Genomic DNA, 18,438 nt, shown 5'->3' with positions numbered 1-18,438 from the left:
ATGACCCGCCAGTATTTCGGCACCGACGGCATCCGAGGCCGCGTAAACAAGAAGCCTATGACAGCAGAGACAGCTTTGCGGCTTGCAATCTCTGCTGCACGAACCTTTGCGCCCGACGGCGGCAGAGAAGTGGTCATTGGCCGCGACACACGGCGCTCCGGCGAAATGATTGAGGCGGCGCTGATCGCGGGCTTTTCCTCGATGGGGCTAACACCCGTCCTGCTTGGAGTTGTTCCCACTCCGGCCGTTGCAATGATGGCCCGTGAAACCGACGCGGCGCTTGGCGTGATGGTCTCCGCCAGTCACAACAAGTTTGAAGACAATGGCCTCAAACTTTTCAGCCCCGAAGGCATAAAGTTTGACGACGCCACTGAAGAGGCGCTGGAGGCGGCTATGGCCTCTGCTTTCGAGGGAGACTATGCGCCGCCGCATGCAATTGCGCATGCGCGAACACTGGAAGCTACAGGCACACGATACGTTCGCCGCTGCATCGACACCCTGCAAGGCGCACGGGATCTTTCCGGCTTGAAGGTCGTGCTCGACTGCGCTCACGGTGCTGGCTTTGAAACGGCGCCGGCAGCGCTCAGAGCACTGGGCGCGCAGTTGACCGTGATCGGCGCAACGCCGGACGGCATAAATATCAACGCCGGCTTTGGCTCTACGGCGACAGGCGCCCTGAAAGCCGTAGTCGTCGAGTCGGGCGCGGACGTTGGCATCGCGTTGGATGGAGATGCCGACCGGCTCATCGTGATCGACGAAACCGGTGAAGAAGCTGACGGTGACCAGGTCATGGCGCTGATTGCTGAAGAAATGCATCGCACAGGCCGCCTCCGGGGCAACGGAATGGTCGCCACCGTTATGTCCAACATGGGCCTTTCGGAATTCCTGAAAGCCAAGGACCTGCACCTTGCGCGCACAAAAGTGGGCGATCGGTATGTTGGCGAACATATGCGCGCACACGGATATAATCTCGGTGGAGAACAATCCGGTCACATCATTCTTTCGGATGTCTCCACAACAGGCGATGGATTGCTGGCCGGACTGCAGGTCCTGTCAGTCTTGGCGGCGCGTGGTGGCCGATCCTCGGAGAGGCTGAACGTATTCAAGCCAGCACCGCAGAAGCTGATTAACATACGTTACACAGGCGCGAACCCTCTCGAAAATGATAGGGTCAAGGCCGCGCTCGCCGAGTCCGAAGCCCTTCTCGGCGACCGTGGTCGGATGGTTGTCAGAAAATCCGGAACCGAGCCGCTCGTGCGGGTCATGGCAGAAGCTCTGGATGAAGAGCTGATGTTGAAAGCACTGGACACAACAGTGGACGCAATAAGTGCGGTTCTGCTTCAACAGTGATTTCGCCTTGGCGTGGCGTCACCTGTTGCCTGCCATCAACGCACAAGTATCTTCGGACGCCAAACGATACGTCCCGGAGGAAATGCCATGGCTGAAGGTCAAACCTTGCCACCCTTTCGCCTTTTGCCGCAGAGAGAACCTGATGTTGAAATGACGCGCCAAGGCAACGCGGTATACATCAAAGCCAAACAACCTCCTGGCCCACGCCCCAAAACCATCCCCCATTGCCTGGATGAACGCGCCACCCAGCATCCAGATAGGGTCTTTATCAAGGAACGCGATCCGAAGACGGATCAATGGGTCGAAGTGACCTATGGTGAGACCAAACGCATCACGGATGCCTTGGCACAAGCCTTTCTGGATCTTGGCGCCGGCCCTGATGCACCCGTCATGCTGCTGTCAGGAAACTCGATCCGCGCCGCCATGGTAATCCTTGCGGCCCAGAAAGCAGGAGCACCCGCAGCTCCTATCTCGGTCCCCTACTCCACCATGTCGAATGATTTCGACAAGCTGAAGCACTGCTACAACACCGTAAAGCCGGCCGTCGTATTTGCAGAGCAGCTTGCGCCCTTCAAAAATGCAATCGCAGCACTCCCCGAAGGCGCGTTCAAGATTGTGTCAGCCGATCCAGGCGGCGACAACTCCGCACTTTCTTATGATACCCTTGCGGCCACGACACCCACGGCGGCTGTAACGGCAGCACGCGACGCGCTAACCGACGACAGCATCGGAAAATACCTCTTCACCTCAGGCTCGACCGGCCTGCCAAAGCCGGTGCCCCAGACGCAGGGTGCGATGTGTTCGCTAATTGCGGGACAGGAGGGCATACGCCACAATGAGCGTGACCCCGACTATGATCCCGACCGCACCGATAGCTTCCTCGACTGGCTCCCCTGGAATCACATTTCAGGGTCCAATGTAAATTTCAACGGTGCCCTCTGGAACGGCTCGACATTCTGGATCGACGGCGGCAAGCCAACGCCTGCCCTGTTCCACGAAACAATCCGAAATGTTCGCGAATGCAGTCCTTCCGTATTCGGAACAGCACCCATTGCGCTAGCGATGCTCGCCGACGCAATGGAGCAGGACGAAACACTCCTCAAAGCATTCTTTAAAAACATGCGCTCCGTCGGCTATGGCGGCGCGACCCTCTCTGACGATCTATACGATCGCCTTCAGGCCCTCGCCATCAAGGCAACGGGCCGCCGCATCCCCATCACAACAATGTATGGGGCGACCGAAACCCAAGGCGTTACGATGGTCCACTGGGAAGTCGAGCGGGTCGGCCTGATCGGCCTACCGCTTCCGGGCACGACGCTCAAGCTCGTCCCCAACGGCGAGAAGCTGGAAGTCCGCGTCAAAGGCCCAACCGTCATGCCGGGCTATCACAACGACCCCAAAAAGAACGCTGAAGTGTTCGACGAGGAAGGCTATTATTGCCTAGGAGACGCCGTAAAGTTCGTGGACGAAAACGATGCCAACAAAGGCTTGGTTTTCGATGGAAGGGTTGGAGAAGACTTCAAGCTCTCTTCCGGCACGTGGGTTTCGGTCGGCACACTCCGGCCGGATTTCGTGGCGGCATGCTCCCCCCTCATTTTCGACGCCGTCATCTGCGGGCAGGATAAAGACTTCGCCTCGGCGCTCGTTTGGCCTTCGCCCGCAACGGCCGAACAGTACGTCAAAGCCGCCGGCGACCCCGCCAAAGGGGTTGCAGCCCTGATGGGCGACCTGGTCCGCAAGGCCGCCGCATTCAACGCCGCAGAACAAGGTTCATCGCGGCGCATCAAGCGGCTGCTCGTCATGATGGAGCCGCCGAGCATTGATGCAGGGGAGATCACTGACAAGGGCTACGTGAACCAGCGTCTCGTGATCTCGCGACGGGCCGATCTGGTGAAGTCGCTGTATTCCGACCCACCCGGCTCCGGCGTAATCCAGCTTTGAAACAAATGGCGCGATTGCCCCATTGCAAGATGAACCATGCGCCATCACATCGCCGGAATTGACCGGCAGATGTGAGGCCATGACGTTCGACGAAGCCTTCCGCAACTTCAGGGACAAGCTGCAATTGCCCGGCATGCAGCCGCCTGACCTGCGCGTGCCGATCGAACGTTTAAGACAACAATTCTTCCGAATGGATTATTCCGGCGAGCCAGACGCGCCCGAGCTGGCGGAAATTCGTCTCCTGACGATTCCGGGGCCAGACGGACCACTCAAGGCACGCCTCTATGTGCCACTCGGCGCCGGCATCCCGCCAGGCCCCGGCATCCTCTTCTTTCATGGCGGCGGCTTCGTCCTCGGAGACCTTGAGAGCCATGACATGATCTGCCGCCGGCTGGCGGAGGGATCGCGCTGCCGCGTGCTGGCAATCGACTACAGGCTGGCACCGGAAACCTGCTTTCCCTGCGCGCATGAGGACGCCCTAACCGCCTGGATGTGGATGAGCCTGCACGGCCCCACTATTGGGATTGACCCCAAGCGCGTCGCCATCGCCGGTGACAGCGCCGGCGGAAATCTTGCCGCATATGTGTGCCAGGAGATGAACCGCAAGAAAGGTCCAAAACCGGCCTTCCAGCTCCTGCTCTACCCCCTCCTCCAGTTTGCAGACATTCGCAGCAAAAAGATGCCGCCTCAGGAAAGCGGATTCTTCATCTCGGTTGGCCTGTTTGAGTTTTTCCGTGGCCACTACATGCCCGACCCGGCAACGCACATGGATCCCCGGATTTCACCCCTGTTCGCGCCAGCCGAAGAACTCAAGGGCTTGCCACCCGCTCACATTATCGTATGCGGATGGGACCCGCTCCATGATGAGGGCCTCGCATATGCAGCAAAATTGCGCGCTATGGGCATCTCGGTCTCAGAAAAAGAGTACCCCTCGATGGTTCATGGCTTTCTGAACCTGACGCATCTTTCGGCAACGGCGCGTTCTGCCGCCAGGGATGCAGGAATTATTACGGGAAAATACCTGGGTGCAATTTAAGAACTCAAAAGTTCTATTTTGGAACTTTTGAGTTTCGTGACCCTGAGGCAACACCTTGTAATCAAACACATTTGTTGCACTGCAGCAAGCATTTCAAAAACTTGATAAATGTCTATTTATTGTTGAGCCGCCAGGCACCGCTGGTCGCTCACATAAAATCCAAGAGGAAACTCCCAGAAATGACGCTCAACAAGTTTCTGATGACGACTGCGTCCGCAGCGATCATCCTCTCTACCCCCGCCTTTGCTCAGGAAGAAGCCGCTGCAGAAGCGCCGACACGCGAATCCGCCCTTGAGCGCGTTCTTGGGACCGTCACTGTAACGGCTACCAAGAAAGCGGACGTGGAAGACGTGCAGACCGTTCCGGTGGCAATGACGGCTTACAACGCCGATACGCTCGACGCCCTCAACGTTACGACGCTTGAAAGCCTCAGCTATTCCTCGCCGAACGTGTCGCTGGACGATGTCGGCACTGCGCGCGGCACTGCCAACTTTGCCATCCGCGGCCTTGGTGTGAACTCCTCGATCCCGTCAATCGATCCTGCAGTCGGCGTTTTCGTGGACGGCGTTTATCTCGGCGTGAACAGCGGTGTTGTTGTCGACATGTTCGATCTCGACAGCATTGAAGTTCTGCGTGGCCCACAAGGCCTTCTTTTCGGCCGCAACACCACTGGCGGCGCAATTGTCGTCAACACCGCAAACCCAACCGATGAGTTTTCGTTCAAGGCCCGCACCAGCATTGATGGCCCTGTGGACGGCGATCGCGGCGGCGCAAATGCAAACTTCCAAGCCATCGTTTCCGGTCCGCTCATCGAAAACGTTCTGAACGGCAAGTTCGGCGTCTCTTACAATACTGACGACGGTTACTTCAAAAACCTGCACAACGGCGAAAACCACGGCGAGCTGCAATCGGTCACCTATCGCGGCGCCCTCGAGTTCATGCCGACGGACGCGCTGACCTTCCTCGGCAAGCTGGAGTACACCGACGCCCGCTCGGACGGCCCTTCCGGCAAGAACACTGCCTATTTTGATCGCGACAATTTTGATATGTCGATCAACAATCCGGGCTTCGGCGAGAACGAAACTATCCTCGGCTCGCTGCGCACCGACCTCGACGTCGACTTCGGTAATGGCGTGATCACCAACATCTTTGGCTACCGCAAGTATGAATCGACCTCGGGCGCAGACATCGACGCAACGCCGATGACGCTGTTCCACTCGAACGCAGAGTTTAATCAGGAGCAATATTCGAACGAGCTGCGTTACGCAGGTACGTTTGACAAGCTCGACCTGACCACAGGTCTCTACTATTTCGAGCAGACACTCGATTATACCGAGATCCGTAACCTGCCGACCACGCGCCCGCCCACACTTCCGGCATCGATCCCGTGGGGCTTCTACGGCGGCGGTACGCTGGACCACACCGTCTGGGGCGCTTTTGCGAACATCGATTATTCGATCACGGACAAGCTGGTCGCCAATGTCGGCGTCCGCTACTCCGTCGAAGAGAAGTCCGGTGACGTAATCTACATTCGTCCGCGCCTGCCCTGCAGCGTGGTGGAAGGTACTTGCTCTGCGACCGGCAACAACGCCCTGATCTCACTGATCACAGGCGGCACCGTCCAGGAGCCCAATGGCTTCCGCGACTCCAACGAATGGAAGAACTGGACCCCGAAAGTTGGTTTCCAGTACTTCTGGAACGACAATGTCCAATCCTACGCTCACTACACCAAGGGCTTCCGTTCGGGAGGCTACAACTTCCGCATCACCGATCTACCGATCTTCCAGCAATTCGTGACGCAGACCGGCAGCCTCGGCTTCGACGAGGAAGAAGTGGACTCCTACGAAGTTGGCTTCAAATCGCAAAGCGATGACGGCCGCATCCAGGTCAACGGCGCAGTTTTCATGACGGAAGTTGGCAACATGCAGCGTGAAGTGAACACCGCTGGCTCGTCTGGTGTCGTTCAGAACATCATCAACACCACGGACGCGACCATCGTCGGCATCGAATTCGATGGCCGCATTGCGCTCACGGACACACTGCTCGGTTCGTTTAATGTCGGCTTCATGGACGCCGGATACGACAAAGTGTTCTTTGATCTGAACGCGGACGGCGTTGTCGATCGCGAAGACTTGAACCTCGACCTGCCGCGCGTTCCGCCGATGACTTACGGCTTTGGCCTGATGAAGGACATCAACCTCGGTTCGGCCGGCGCCATCATTGCACGCGCCAGCTATCAACACCGCGATCGTATCGCCTACACGGACAGCAACTTCGGCTGGATCCAAGATGCGGATATGGTGGACGTCGACATCACCTGGGAAACACCGTTCCAGGGCCTCACGGCGTCGTTGTATGGCAAGAACCTGCTCGACGAAGTCCAGATCGGCAACGACACCCAACTGCCCTTCCCTGGCCCGAACTCCACCGGCCAGAACTATTCCTACCCGGTTGACCCCGCTGGCGGAACGTTCCAACCGCTGAAGAAGGGCCGCCTCTTGGGCCTGGAACTCACCTACGTCTACTAAATTCAATTGCCATCCGGCATTTGATAAAAATCGAAAGGGCGGCTGCAAAGCCGCCCTTTTTGCTTGCCCACCAATGAAAACGGCCTCCCAGAACTGAGAGGCCGTCTCCTAAGTCAGGCTATATCAGGCAGTTCGCCCTGATCAGTCTCCGCCAAACCGCTTTGTTAGCGTCAGGCGGAATGTTCTTCCGAACGGGTTATGTGTGTACGGATCATAGTTCGTATCAAACGCAGCCGGCGGCGGATCTTCGTCCGTCAGGTTGACGACACCAAGCCCCACATCAATACCCCAATTGTCATTGGTGTAGTTATAGAAGAGATCAAAGGTCGTTTGGCTGGAAATTTCCGGATACACACCCCCACGAAGCGCGGCCGGCCGCTCGTCCTTGTAGGAGTCGATGTGGCGCATCACGCCGCGGATATTGTGATCGCCGAATGCAAGGTTGGCGAACACATTTGCTTTCCACTGCGGCATCGAGCGGGTGAAGTTCGAACGGTTGAACTGACCAACATAGTCACCTCCCCCGATAGAAACGCCCTCAACGAAGTATGGCGCAACGACATACTCAATGATGTATGTCGCATCGACCCCAGCAGAGAGATCTGCTCCGGCAACCAAGCCTTCCCACATATTCTCAGCCCGGAAATCGAGACCTGATGTCTGGATATCCGGACCGTTCACAACACCCGTGCGAACCCGCGCAATTGTTGCAGCTGTCGGATTGAGAGGATCCTGGAAAGTAATCCGGTTCAGGATCGGATTGCTGAGATCGTTGGCGGCCAGCGCAGCAACCGCGGCATTCACGATATTAGATTGTTCCTCGACGATGATCGGATCAGAGAAGTCGAAGTTGTAGTAATCCAATGACGCGTGGAAGTTGCCCGTCTCGAACAACGCACCCAAATTGAAGCTGAAGGCCGATTCCGGATCAAGCGAGGGGTTTCCATACTGGTCCACCGCCTTGAAAGCGCTTGCCGGAGCCACAAACTGGAGCGTTGTTCCAACACCGCCAAGCTGGTTGAGCGTCGGACCACGGAACGATGTCTGCGCAGAACCACGAAGTGCCAGCATGTCGTTCACCTGCCACTTCGCAGCAAACTTCGGATCGAAAGTTGACCCGATGTCACCACCATAGTCCTCGTACCGCATCGCCACCTGGACGCCGACATCCTCAAAGAGCGGAATCTGAACTTCTCCGAATACAGCATAAATCGTCTGTTCGTCGTTCGCTCCTGTGGTGCCAGCAAGGAACGAATACGGCCCAGTACCGCCAGGTCCCGGCGTGGCATTAAGGTCGGTGAGAGCAGAAGGTACCACCTCATAGCTCTCGCGGCGAACTTGCGCACCGAAGGCCCAGCCGACCGCGCCGCCTGCAGCCTGAACAGACGACTCTCCAGAGAGAACAGCATCAAGGACCATCAGGTCCGTGGTCACCGTCGTTTCAGATGCGTCGGTCATCCAGTCTGCCAGTTCCGCCGTATTGGCCAGGGCAGGATTGTACTGCGGGTTTGGAGTTCCGGTAATGGCGCCCGCCGGGATGGAATTGGAGAATGGATTGTAGTACTGGCAAGTGCCCGCGCCGGCAGCCAGAGTTCCGGTGTACCCGGCGGAAAGCGGGGAGGTTCCCGTCGCCGGATCGAACCCCGTGATAGGGTCCGTACACACACCAAACCCACGGAGCGCTAGCGTCAACCCCTGAACGTAAGTGTCGTTTGTTGAACGATACCCTTCCGTCGTCGAATAGCTCAGCCCGACGTCGTAGTTGACACCGTTGTCCCACTGCCCTTTCAGGCCGCCTGATGCCCGCCAGGTTTCGTATTCGCGGGATCCAACCTGAGGCCCATAATCGTTATCCGGAAAGCCGCCCCATCCATATGAACGCCCAATAAACAGAGCTTGAACAGCGGTATCCAGCGCTGTGCCCGGATTGTCGAGAATGTATTGTTGCCAGCCAGGATGGGTCGGCAGGATGACCTGATTGGTCAGCACTTGCGGTGGATAGGAAGGCGACGTTTTCCACTCGGGAACATCTGTCTTTCCGTAGAGAACTTCAAAATGAAGATCTCCAAATTCGGTGGTGCGATTGTATTCAGAAAAGATCTGGAAGCGCTCTTCCTTTTCGACAAGATTGTCGAATTGAGTGAATTGGAAGCGGCATTGGTTGTCCGGCCCGAGCACCCCACCGAGCGGCACACAGCCAACATCCGCAACGTTTCCGTTCACACCGACACCACCGCCGGGAACCGGACCAATCGTCACAAAGCGACCAGGATTGGAGATGGAGGAATACCCAGCGACCGGGTTCTCAGCAAAAGATGGCGTTCCCCAATCCTTTTCTGTTAGCGGAACTTCGGATCGATACTGATACCCAGCCGATGTAATCCAGTTCCAGTTCTCACCCTGGAAACCATACGCGGCCGAAAGCTCATAATCCCCGTCATCATTGCCTTCGAATGTGGAAAAGGTGCCCGAAACCTCGAGGCCTTTGAGGTCCGTATTGGTAATGAAGTTTGCGACGCCCGCGATCGCATCTGAGCCGTAAATCGCTGCAGCGCCATCTTTCAGAACCTCGATGCGGCCAATGGCAGCCGACGGGATCATGTTGGTGTCGACAAAGAGCTGCGCCTGCTCGCCAATGGAATAGGGCGCATAAGTTTGCCGTCGACCGTTAATGAGAACGAGCGTTCTGGCAGGCCCCAAACCGCGAAGGTTTACGTTGGACGTCCCCTCAAGTCCGTTCGACGCAAACTGGTTCGTTTGTCCGTCGACACCCGATGAGACACCCAGATTTCGGATAAGCTCTGTAATTGAGGGCGACCCTTCCAGCTTGAGGTCGCCAGCCGTCAGAACATCTACCGGAAGCGCAGCGTCTTCCGGAGTACCCTGGATCATGGAGCCCGTAACGGTGACTGTGCTGAGCTTCCGCTCGCCCTCGTCCTGCTCCTGCGCATGCACCACCATCGCCCCACTCAGCGCAATCGCTGAGGCGTAAAGGAGCGCTCCTTTGAAATACTTCATTTGTTTCCTCCCGTTTTTGTGGGTCCAGGCGCAAGCTTTTGCCGCTTGTCATTGATTGGACCCATTTTCACTCTTATGCGGTATTGATCGGTCGCAAAGGGGTGACTTGTGCTGCGCCGCTGCATGCAAAAAAAGAACTCCTGAACAAGCGATCCGTCTTTGGTTCGCATATGAACAGGTGAATTTGATGCAGAACACGCCTTCCTCTGCAGGACAGCCGCCGCCGCCTCCGTTTCTTCGCATTGCGGAATCTTTCGCAGATGCAGTCGAGCCCGCCAGTTTTCCTTCAACTGTGTTGCGTTGGCGCAACCAGCGTTGGGCGGAGGAAATCGGCCTTGGTAGCCTCTCCGAAAGTGCCTGGATTCAACACTTTGGGCGGTTCCAGCCCCTGCCCGAAAACCTGCCGCATCCCCTGGCTATGCGGTACCATGGCCACCAGTTTGGAACCTATAACCCAGAGCTTGGCGACGGTCGCGGCTTCCTGTTTGCACAGGTGCGCGACCAATCGGGACGCCTCCTGGATCTGGGCACCAAGGGCTCGGGCAGGACTCCCTGGTCGCGCCAGGGAGATGGCCGGCTGACGCTGAAGGGCGGGGTCCGGGAAATTCTGGCCGCCAGCTATCTGGAAGCTTTGGGCGTGAATACGTCAAAGGCGTTCAGCCTCATCGAGACGGGCGAACAGCTTGCGCGCAATGACGAGCCCTCCCCGACACGGGCGTCCGTTCTGGTGCGGCTCTCCCACAGCCATGTTCGCTTCGGCACATTCCAGCGCTGCGCCTGGCTCGAAGACAAGGCGGCAATGGCGCAGCTTGTCGACTACTGCGTTGCCGAGTTCCATCCTTCTGCAGACGAAGCGGACATGCCCCGCAAAGCCTGCCGGCTTCTGGAAGAAATCTCCACCGCAACGGGACGGATGATTGGTCAGTGGATGGCCGCCGGCTTCGTCCACGGCGTGATGAATACCGACAATTTCAATATCACGGGTGAGACCTTCGACTTTGGCCCCTGGCGGTTCCTGCCGGTTTCAGATCCCAACTTTACAGCCGCCTATTTTGACGCTCAGGGCCTTTACCGGTTCGGCCGCCAACCGATCCAGGGCGGCTGGGCCCTGCAACAGCTCGCTTCTGCGATGCTCCTACTGGCCGACGCAGATGACCTCGCCAAGGCGCTCGCGCCCTATGAGCCGGCCTACCGAGAAAGTTTCACGGCCCATACGCATACCCTGCTCGGGCTCTTACCCTCGGGCGATGCCGCATCGGACATTGGCTTCCTGCAGACCTTCTACGCCTGGATGACCGAAAGCGGCGCCAGCTGGCCACAGACCTTTTTCGACTGGTTTGGCGGGATAGCCAGCGAAGACCGCGCCGGCGCCTCGCCGCAAGCAAGTCTATACAATACCGCGCCGTTTGCTGCGGTCCGGGTGGGATTGCTCAACCGCGCCCCTGCCCGGCCCGAGCGGCTGGACCACGTCTATTTCCAGAAGGCTTCCCCTGTCAGTCTGCTTATCGACGAAGTTGAGGCGCTCTGGGCGCCGATTGCGGAGGCCGATGATTGGTCCCTCTTCGAGACCAAGGTAGAACATATGGAAGAAGCGCGTCAGGCACTTGCCCTTTAACGCTAGGGTACACCTTGATCTTGGGGGCCGGGTGAAGGCAGTTAGCCAAAAACGAGGAGGCCCTTAATGACCGATAAGTTCCGCCCTGGCCCGCTTTCCGGCATCCGAATTATCGATATGAGCTCCGTGGTCCTTGGGCCCTTCGCGACGCTAATCCTCGCCGATCTTGGCGCGGAGGTGATCAAGATTGAGCCTCCGAAGAAACGTGACACCATGCGCTACGCCGGCGCTTCGCCCACGGGGGACCTCGGCCCGATCTATATGGCGTTGAACCGGAACAAGCAGGCGATCAATCTCGATGCAAAAACGCCGGAAGGCAAAAAGGCCCTGACCGAACTGCTGAAGACTGCCGATGTATTCTTCCACAATGTACGCCTCGCGGGGATGGAACGGCTCGGCTTTGGCTATGAGCAGGTCAAGGCGCTGAAGGAAGACATCGTCTATGTTCACTGCGCCGGCTTCGGCAAAGGTGGCCCGTATGAACACCGTCAGGCTTATGACGACCTGATCCAGGGCGCCTCGGGCTTTGCCGATCTCAATGCGCTGCGCTCGGGCGGGCGACCGGAGTATGCCCCGTCCCTTGTTGCGGACAAGACCGCCGGCCTGTTTGCCACCTATGCAACCCTCGCAGCCCTCTTCCACCGCGCCCGCACGGGCAAAGGGCAATTCGTGCAGGTGCCGATGCTGGAGAGCTTCACCTTCTTCAACATGGTGGAGAACCTCTACGGCGAGACCTTCCTGCCCGGCAATGGCAAGCTCGCCTATACGCGGTCCATCAACCCCAACCGCCGCCCTTACCCGACCAAGAACGGCTTCATCGGCCTCGTTCCGTACTCTGACGAGCAATGGGAGAAGTTCTTCGAAATCGGCGGAATGCCAGACATTTTCCAGGACCCCCGCTTCTCCACCTATCGGGCCCGCACGGAGAATGTTGGCGATCTCTACGCCCTGATCGAAAAAGTCAGCGCCACAAAGACCACGGAAGAATGGCTGGACCTGATGGACAAAGCCGACATTCCGGCGATGCGTTACAATACAATCGCAGAGGTGTTGACCGACCCCCACCTTGCGGCCACAGGGTTCTTCGCGGAAGCGGAGCATCCCGAGGCCGGGCGCTATCGCACGATGCGCCACCCGGTCCAGTTCTCCGAAACGCCTGCCAGCCTGCGTCTGCCTCCGCCGCGTCCCGGCGCGGACACGGAAACAGTGCTTGAAAGCCTGGGCCTGGGTGTCTGAATCAAATGGCGCGCACCAAACAGGTGCGCGCCATTAAACCAGCTTTGAGGAAGGCGAGCCTTAACCGCTGACCTTGCCGAGCTTTGCGACGCGGCGCGCATGCCGATCACCGCCAAAAGGCGTGCTCAGGAAAGCGGTAAGGCAGGCCTTGGCCATCTCTGGGCCAATCATGCGGGCGCCCATGGCAATGACGTTCGCATCATTATGCTCGCGCGAAAGCGCAGCAGACAGCGGCTCAGATACAAGCGCGCAACGTACATCTGTGTTGCGGTTGACGGCAATCGAAATACCAATGCCCGATCCACACAGCGCAACGCCCCGCTCTGCAGCGCCTGAAGCGATATGCGCCGCCAGACGATAGCCGTAGTCAGGATAATCGACGCTCGCTTCGCTGTCGGGGCCCAGGTCCTCAACCTCATGCCCCTGCTCACGCAGCCAATCGGCCAGCAAGGCTTTCATGGCAAAAGCAGCGTGGTCCGATGCGATGGCGATCCGCATGTTGTCTCCTGAGGCTGAAGCGTCAGGCCCGTTAAGCGCTTACTCGGCGAGGCGGGCCATTTCTTCTTCGGAAAGTTCGGAATTGTCGTAGACGCTCTGCACATCGTCGAGTTCGTCCAGCACGTCGAGCAGTTTCATCAACTGTTCGGCGGCGTCACCCGTAACAGGGCTCGTCACTTTCGGCTTCCAGATGATCTTGGCGGATTTGACCTCGGTGTTTGCGCCCAGCGTTTCGGCAAGCGCCGTGCTGACGGCCGCGAAATCCTCACGCGCGGTATAGATCCAATGGCTTTCCTCATCGGTCTCGACATCCTGGGCGCCGGCAATGATGGCCGCTTCCATGATCTCGTCGGCCGATCCGGCAGACAGCGGATACTCGATCTCGCCCAGCTGGTCGAAATTGAACGAGACAGAGCCGGTCTGACCGAGCGCGCCGCCATTCTTGGAGAATGCGGTGCGGATGTCGGTTGCCGCGCGGTTTTTGTTGTCCGTGGACGCTTCGACGATGATCCCCACACCGCCCGGGCCAATGCCTTCATAGCGAATGTCAGCATAATCGGCGCCGCCGCCACTCTGGCCTTTGTCGATGGCGCGTTGGATGTTGTCCTTGGGCACCGATGCGCCCTTGGCGTTCTGGATGGCAAGGCGCAGGCGCGGGTTCATGCCCGGATCCGACCCGCCCATCTTCGAAGCGACAGTGATCTCTTTTGACAGGCGCGCGAACAGAACCGCGCGCTTCTTGTCCTGCTTGCCCTTACGGTGCTGGATATTGGCCCATTTACTGTGCCCGGCCATGGGAAAACCCCTCGATATAATCTGGTTTCTGGCTGTGTGGGGGGCTGTCTATCGCGCAGGAGCGGCCTTGGGAAGCGTTCCCAGTGCAATCGCCCTAGCCGAACGTATCTGCAAGGCCGCCGGAATGCATTTCCGTCTGAACTTGAGTAACCTGCCTCGTTGTTCGCAACAGAAGGAACCCGCACACCACAGAAAGTGCACTGCCAACCACACCCACCAATACGCCAGCATTATAAGTCGGGAGGGCTTCAACAAATCCAGTCAGCCGGACGGAAATATTCGCCAGGAAGTTCGAGATGAGCCAAGTCGCCCACCACCAGCCGACATAGGCGGCGACTTTTTCCGGCCTGCCCGCCAACCGATGCGACTCGCGCCAGATCTGCAACACCCCCTCAAAAGGCTTCCACAAATTGGCAAAGGGAATGAAGTACCAGCCAACAGCCCAGCCCGGCGACATGGTTGCAGCAACAGCGCCCACAATGTGAAGGTTCTTCATCGCCCTGAATGTCCACATCGACACAAGGATAACAGACGCAGTCAGACCAATGAGCTGGGCCAAACCAGCGATCAGCGCGACAATCGCAAAGGCGGAGGAAGCGGTCCCGAAATCCAGATAGGGGTCAGCGTCCATGCCGGTCAGGAAATAGAGCTCAACCGCCCCAAACAGCGCGAGTCCGGCCTCGCCGACCATGTAGATAATAACGGCAATCTGCAGCGGCTTGAACCGGTCGCTCAACGGACGCGTCATCGGCGCCGGACTCGTTGCTTCAACAATACCAGCCATGCCCACCCCCTTTTCCACAACCCCAGGATGATATCCTGATCACAGATCAGAGCACTGACAAGAGGCAATCCAAATCGCGTTCCCTAAAGCGGCGGCGCCGGCGGGGCCCAATGAGGCGGGGGGATCTCCACCGGCTGCGTCAGATCAAACTCCACCCGGAAGAATCGCTCCGGGCGTCTGAGCTCATACGCGAAAAGGTTGCTGCCGGTGCGGACTTCCACGGCCCAGACATTTGCCTTGGAAACCGGGATATTCTCCTGATCGAACAGATCCTTCGTGGATTGGTCCGCCGGAAACTCCTGACGCGCTGCGCCGAGAGCCGAGATCGAATAGCCGCCATAGCTGGTGAGCGCATCGAGGCTACCGTCTTCATGGCGGTGAATATGGCGCAATTCCCAGGCGCCGCCCTCCCCTGTGGCGGAGAGAACCCAGGTGCGGGAGCGATCTTCCCCAACGCTGAGCGGGATACGTACCAGACCCGGCTCACAATCGCGCACATACATCACGATCCGCTCGGCCCGCCAGGCATCGTCGGCAACATCATCGGAAACGACACGGCCCTCAAATGCCTTGCCGCAAACCGTCGCCACCCCCTCCGCAAACGGAAGATCTGGTGTAGCCGCCGGCGCACTGGCGCAGGCAGCGGAAAACAGGGCGAAGGCGGTGGCAGCTGCCAGTCTGATCATCATGGCTGGCAGCCTAAAGGCGAAGCGGCGAAAGGCAAGACGCCTCAGCTTCCTTCTTCCTGTGTTTCGGTCCCCGAACCAACGTCCTTGGAAGTGCCGGCCACCGCTAGTTTCTCCAGGGAACCGCGCAGCTCTCCAGCAAGCTCCAGCACGGCCTTGGCGGAGGCGTTCCGCATCAAATCCCGCTTCACACGCCAGGTGTTGATCGTGCGCGACAGGCCCTTCTTGTCGGCGAACGCTGTCATGGTCGCATAGGGATAGCCATTACGCACGTCGATCAGGATGCCGCTAGCGGCGGCTTCCGCCTGAACGCTGCGTCCGGGCAGCACGAACATGCCGATGATCGTGAGATCGGCGAATGAGAGGGCGCTGCCCTTTGCCCTGTTGCTGGTGGAAACTTCGTAGGCAAGCACATAGTCGAGATGCTGGCGCGCAGCCCCGCGACGGATATCCGCCATCGTGTCGCTGGCAGTATACTCATAGCGGGGTTTGGTGCCCTCCGGCGCAACCATCGCGGCGATCAGCGGGCTGACGGGCACAAATTCCCCATACAAACCATCCAGATTCTCTGTGAGAGCGGCCCATGCTTCCGCCTCGCGCGCGGGAATAGACACGAGTTGGCCGCCTTCAATGCGGGCGAGGCCAATCCGCGCCGGAAACCGGATATCCGGCTCCACCGCAGCGATCTCGCGCACCTGGGAATCCACCTCTGACGACCCGCCCGCAAGCGCAGAGTATGCCCCGTCATAGCGCGCCAGATATTCAGTGCCCGATGTTGTCTGCACTTGCGACGCGCAGGCTGACGCCATCAGCAGAGCCAGCCCTGCTGCCAGGTTTTGTAACCGCATCCCCTTATCCTCCTCGACCGGTTGTAAACGGCACGCTCGCCGAAGATTGCGCTCGAATTACGCCTTCAAAGGGAAACAAATATGAAAATGCCCTTTCGAAGGTTCGAAAGGGCATTTTCTGAATTCTCTTGATTGGCAGGGCGGTCAGACGGGGTTGGGCTCCGCACCACCAACGCCGCCGTCTTCCTTCGGCTTCTTCCGTTTACCGATCACTGGTACAGCCGAAGATGGGCCTGCATCATCGTCAGACACATCTGGGCGGCTCGGCGGGGTGCCCTTCAAGAGCGCCGCGATCTCTTCGCCCGAAAGCGTTTCAAACTCCAGCAGGCCATTAGCGATCGCCTCCCATTCATGCCGGTATTCGGTCATGACTTGCCGGGCGTCTTCCTTGCCTTTTTCAATCAGCTTACGGACTTCCTCTTCGATCTTGCGCGAGGTGTCTTCCGAAATATGGCTGGACTGCATCAGCTGTTGACCCAGAAACACGTCGCCCTGGTCGGAGCCATAGTCGACCGGGCCGATAATGTCGGAATAGCCCCAGCGGGTGACCATGGCGCGGGCCAGACGGGTCGCCTGCTGAATATCAGAAGCCGCACCAGCAGTGACATTGTCATCGCCGAACTTCAGCTCTTCAGCCACACGGCCACCCATGATGATGGCAAGACGCGAGGTCATTTCGATGCGCGACATCGACAGCTTGTCGTCTTCCGGCAGCTGCATGACCATGCCCAGCGCGCGGCCACGCGGAATGATCGTCGCCTTGTGAACCGGGTCAGCGGCCGGCACGCGCAGCGCGACGATGGCGTGGCCAGCTTCATGCCAGGCGGTGAGAACCTTTTCCTTGTCGGACATCACCATCGAGCGGCGCTCAGGGCCCATCAGCACCTTGTCTTTCGCGTCTTCGAATTCCTGCATCGCCACGACACGCTTGCCACGGCGCGCGGCCAGAAGCGCAGCTTCGTTGACAAGGTTCGCAAGGTCGGCGCCAGAGAAGCCGGGCGTGCCACGGGCGATCGTCTTGGTCTCGACATCCTTGGCGAGCGGGACATTGCGCATGTGAACCTTGAGGATGCGCTCACGGCCGATGATGTCCGGATTGCCAACGGTCACCTGGCGATCAAAACGGCCGGGGCGCAGCAGCGCAGGGTCGAGCACGTCAGGACGGTTGGTGGCCGCCATGATGATGATGCCTTCATTGGCTTCAAAACCATCCATCTCGACCAGCAACTGGTTGAGCGTCTGCTCACGCTCGTCATTGCCGCCGCCGAGGCCCGCGCCGCGCGAGCGGCCAACCGCATCGATCTCGTCGATGAAGATGATGCAGGGCGCAGAGCGTTTGGCCTGCTCGAACATGTCGCGGACGCGGCTGGCGCCGACGCCGACGAACATTTCGACGAAGTCCGAACCGGAAATCGTGAAGAAGGGAACGCCGGCTTCGCCAGCAACAGCGCGGGCGAGCAGCGTCTTACCGGTGCCCGGCGGGCCGACCAGCAGCGCGCCTTTCGGGATCTTGCCGCCGAGGCGCTGGAACTTGGAAGGGTCCTGAAGGAACTCCACGACTTCCTGAAGCTCTTCCTTGGCTTCATCGACGCCGGCAACGTCGTCAAAAGTCACGCGGCCATGCTTTTCGGTCAGCAGGCGGGCGCGGGATTTGCCGAAGCTCATCGCGCCGCGCGTTCCGCCGCCCTGCATCTGGCGCATCATGAAGAAGACAAAGCCGACGATCAGCAGGATCGGCAGAAGCGACAAGAGGACGGAGGCAACATTGTTGCGGCCCGTGTCCGGCTTCACCGAGAAGGGAACATTGTTTTGAGTGAGGATATCCTCGGTTTTCATGTCCAGCGCGCGCAGCTCGCTTTTCAGGGTGCGCCCGTCGGTGGTCTTGGCGATGATCGTTGTATCGCCCAGCGTCGCGTCAGCCAGCTTGCCATCTTCGGCCAGCTTGTAAATTTCGGACAGCTTGGCCGAGTCAGCCCGGGCAACCTCAGGGTTGCCGCCCATCATTACAGCCATACCGATCACGAGCAGGGCAAGCGCGCCCCAGATCGCCAAATTGCGGACGTTCATAGCAAGGTTCCGTCAGAAACTACGAGATCAACCATA

General features: G+C 58.7%; 13 protein-coding genes. 6 read left to right on the top strand and 7 right to left on the bottom strand.

Features of this window, described 5'->3' with window-relative positions; genetic code table 11:
* The 4 genes from glmM to K1X12_RS04770 all read left to right on the top strand — a co-directional run bounded on the left by glmM (position 1) and on the right by K1X12_RS04770 (position 6,855).
* The gene (gene glmM / locus K1X12_RS04785; RefSeq protein ID WP_220986489.1) at positions 1-1,350 is read left to right on the top strand and encodes a phosphoglucosamine mutase; all 1,350 of its coding nucleotides are present in this window, start codon (positions 1-3) and stop codon (positions 1,348-1,350) included.
* Positions 1,351-1,437: 87 nt separating this feature from the next.
* The gene (locus K1X12_RS04780; protein ID WP_220986488.1) at positions 1,438-3,291 is read left to right on the top strand and encodes an AMP-binding protein; all 1,854 of its coding nucleotides are present in this window, start codon (positions 1,438-1,440) and stop codon (positions 3,289-3,291) included.
* Positions 3,292-3,370: 79 nt separating this feature from the next.
* Positions 3,371-4,327 carry an alpha/beta hydrolase gene (locus tag K1X12_RS04775; protein ID WP_220986487.1) on the top strand — a complete coding sequence of 319 codons (957 nt, stop codon included), beginning with the start codon at positions 3,371-3,373 and terminating at the stop codon, positions 4,325-4,327.
* Positions 4,328-4,506: 179 nt separating this feature from the next.
* Positions 4,507-6,855 carry a TonB-dependent receptor gene (locus K1X12_RS04770; protein ID WP_220986486.1) on the top strand — a complete coding sequence of 783 codons (2,349 nt, stop codon included), beginning with the start codon at positions 4,507-4,509 and terminating at the stop codon, positions 6,853-6,855.
* 141 nt (positions 6,856-6,996) lie between these two features.
* Here K1X12_RS04770 and K1X12_RS04765 read toward each other — a convergent pair whose 3' ends face one another.
* Positions 6,997-9,873: a TonB-dependent receptor domain-containing protein gene (locus K1X12_RS04765; RefSeq protein WP_220986485.1), complete on the bottom strand. Its 2,877-nt coding sequence runs from the start codon at positions 9,871-9,873 to the stop codon at positions 6,997-6,999.
* Positions 9,874-10,060: 187 nt separating this feature from the next.
* On the opposite strand from K1X12_RS04765, the gene K1X12_RS04760 reads away from it, so the two are divergent.
* Positions 10,061-11,488: a protein adenylyltransferase SelO family protein gene (locus K1X12_RS04760; protein WP_220986484.1), complete on the top strand. Its 1,428-nt coding sequence runs from the start codon at positions 10,061-10,063 to the stop codon at positions 11,486-11,488.
* Positions 11,489-11,554: 66 nt separating this feature from the next.
* Positions 11,555-12,724, top strand: coding sequence for a CaiB/BaiF CoA transferase family protein (locus K1X12_RS04755; protein ID WP_220986483.1), 1,170 nt, complete (start codon positions 11,555-11,557; stop codon positions 12,722-12,724).
* Positions 12,725-12,784: 60 nt separating this feature from the next.
* Here K1X12_RS04755 and rpiB read toward each other — a convergent pair whose 3' ends face one another.
* The 6 genes from rpiB to ftsH form a co-directional block, all read right to left on the bottom strand.
* Complete coding sequence (gene rpiB / locus K1X12_RS04750; RefSeq protein ID WP_220986482.1) at positions 12,785-13,222, bottom strand: ribose 5-phosphate isomerase B; 438 nt, start codon at positions 13,220-13,222, stop codon at positions 12,785-12,787.
* A 39-nt stretch (positions 13,223-13,261) separates the two neighbouring features.
* Positions 13,262-14,017 carry a YebC/PmpR family DNA-binding transcriptional regulator gene (locus tag K1X12_RS04745; protein ID WP_220986481.1) on the bottom strand — a complete coding sequence of 252 codons (756 nt, stop codon included), beginning with the start codon at positions 14,015-14,017 and terminating at the stop codon, positions 13,262-13,264.
* A gap of 94 nt (positions 14,018-14,111) precedes the next feature.
* Positions 14,112-14,801, bottom strand: coding sequence for a DUF4328 domain-containing protein (locus tag K1X12_RS04740; protein WP_220986480.1), 690 nt, complete (start codon positions 14,799-14,801; stop codon positions 14,112-14,114).
* Positions 14,802-14,884: 83 nt separating this feature from the next.
* Positions 14,885-15,490 carry a hypothetical protein gene (locus K1X12_RS04735; RefSeq protein WP_220986479.1) on the bottom strand — a complete coding sequence of 202 codons (606 nt, stop codon included), beginning with the start codon at positions 15,488-15,490 and terminating at the stop codon, positions 14,885-14,887.
* Between the two features lie 41 nt (positions 15,491-15,531).
* Positions 15,532-16,335 (bottom strand): hypothetical protein, encoded by an 804-nt coding sequence (locus tag K1X12_RS04730; RefSeq protein WP_220986478.1) that lies wholly within the window; start codon positions 16,333-16,335, stop codon positions 15,532-15,534.
* A gap of 144 nt (positions 16,336-16,479) precedes the next feature.
* Positions 16,480-18,402 carry an ATP-dependent zinc metalloprotease FtsH gene (gene ftsH, locus K1X12_RS04725; RefSeq protein WP_220986477.1) on the bottom strand — a complete coding sequence of 641 codons (1,923 nt, stop codon included), beginning with the start codon at positions 18,400-18,402 and terminating at the stop codon, positions 16,480-16,482.
* Positions 18,403-18,438: the final 36 nt, after the last annotated feature.

The sequence above is a fragment of the Hyphomonas sediminis genome, from assembly GCF_019679475.1.
Lineage (GTDB): Bacteria > Pseudomonadota > Alphaproteobacteria > Caulobacterales > Hyphomonadaceae > Hyphomonas > Hyphomonas sediminis.
This window is presented reverse-complemented; position numbering and strand designations above follow the sequence as displayed.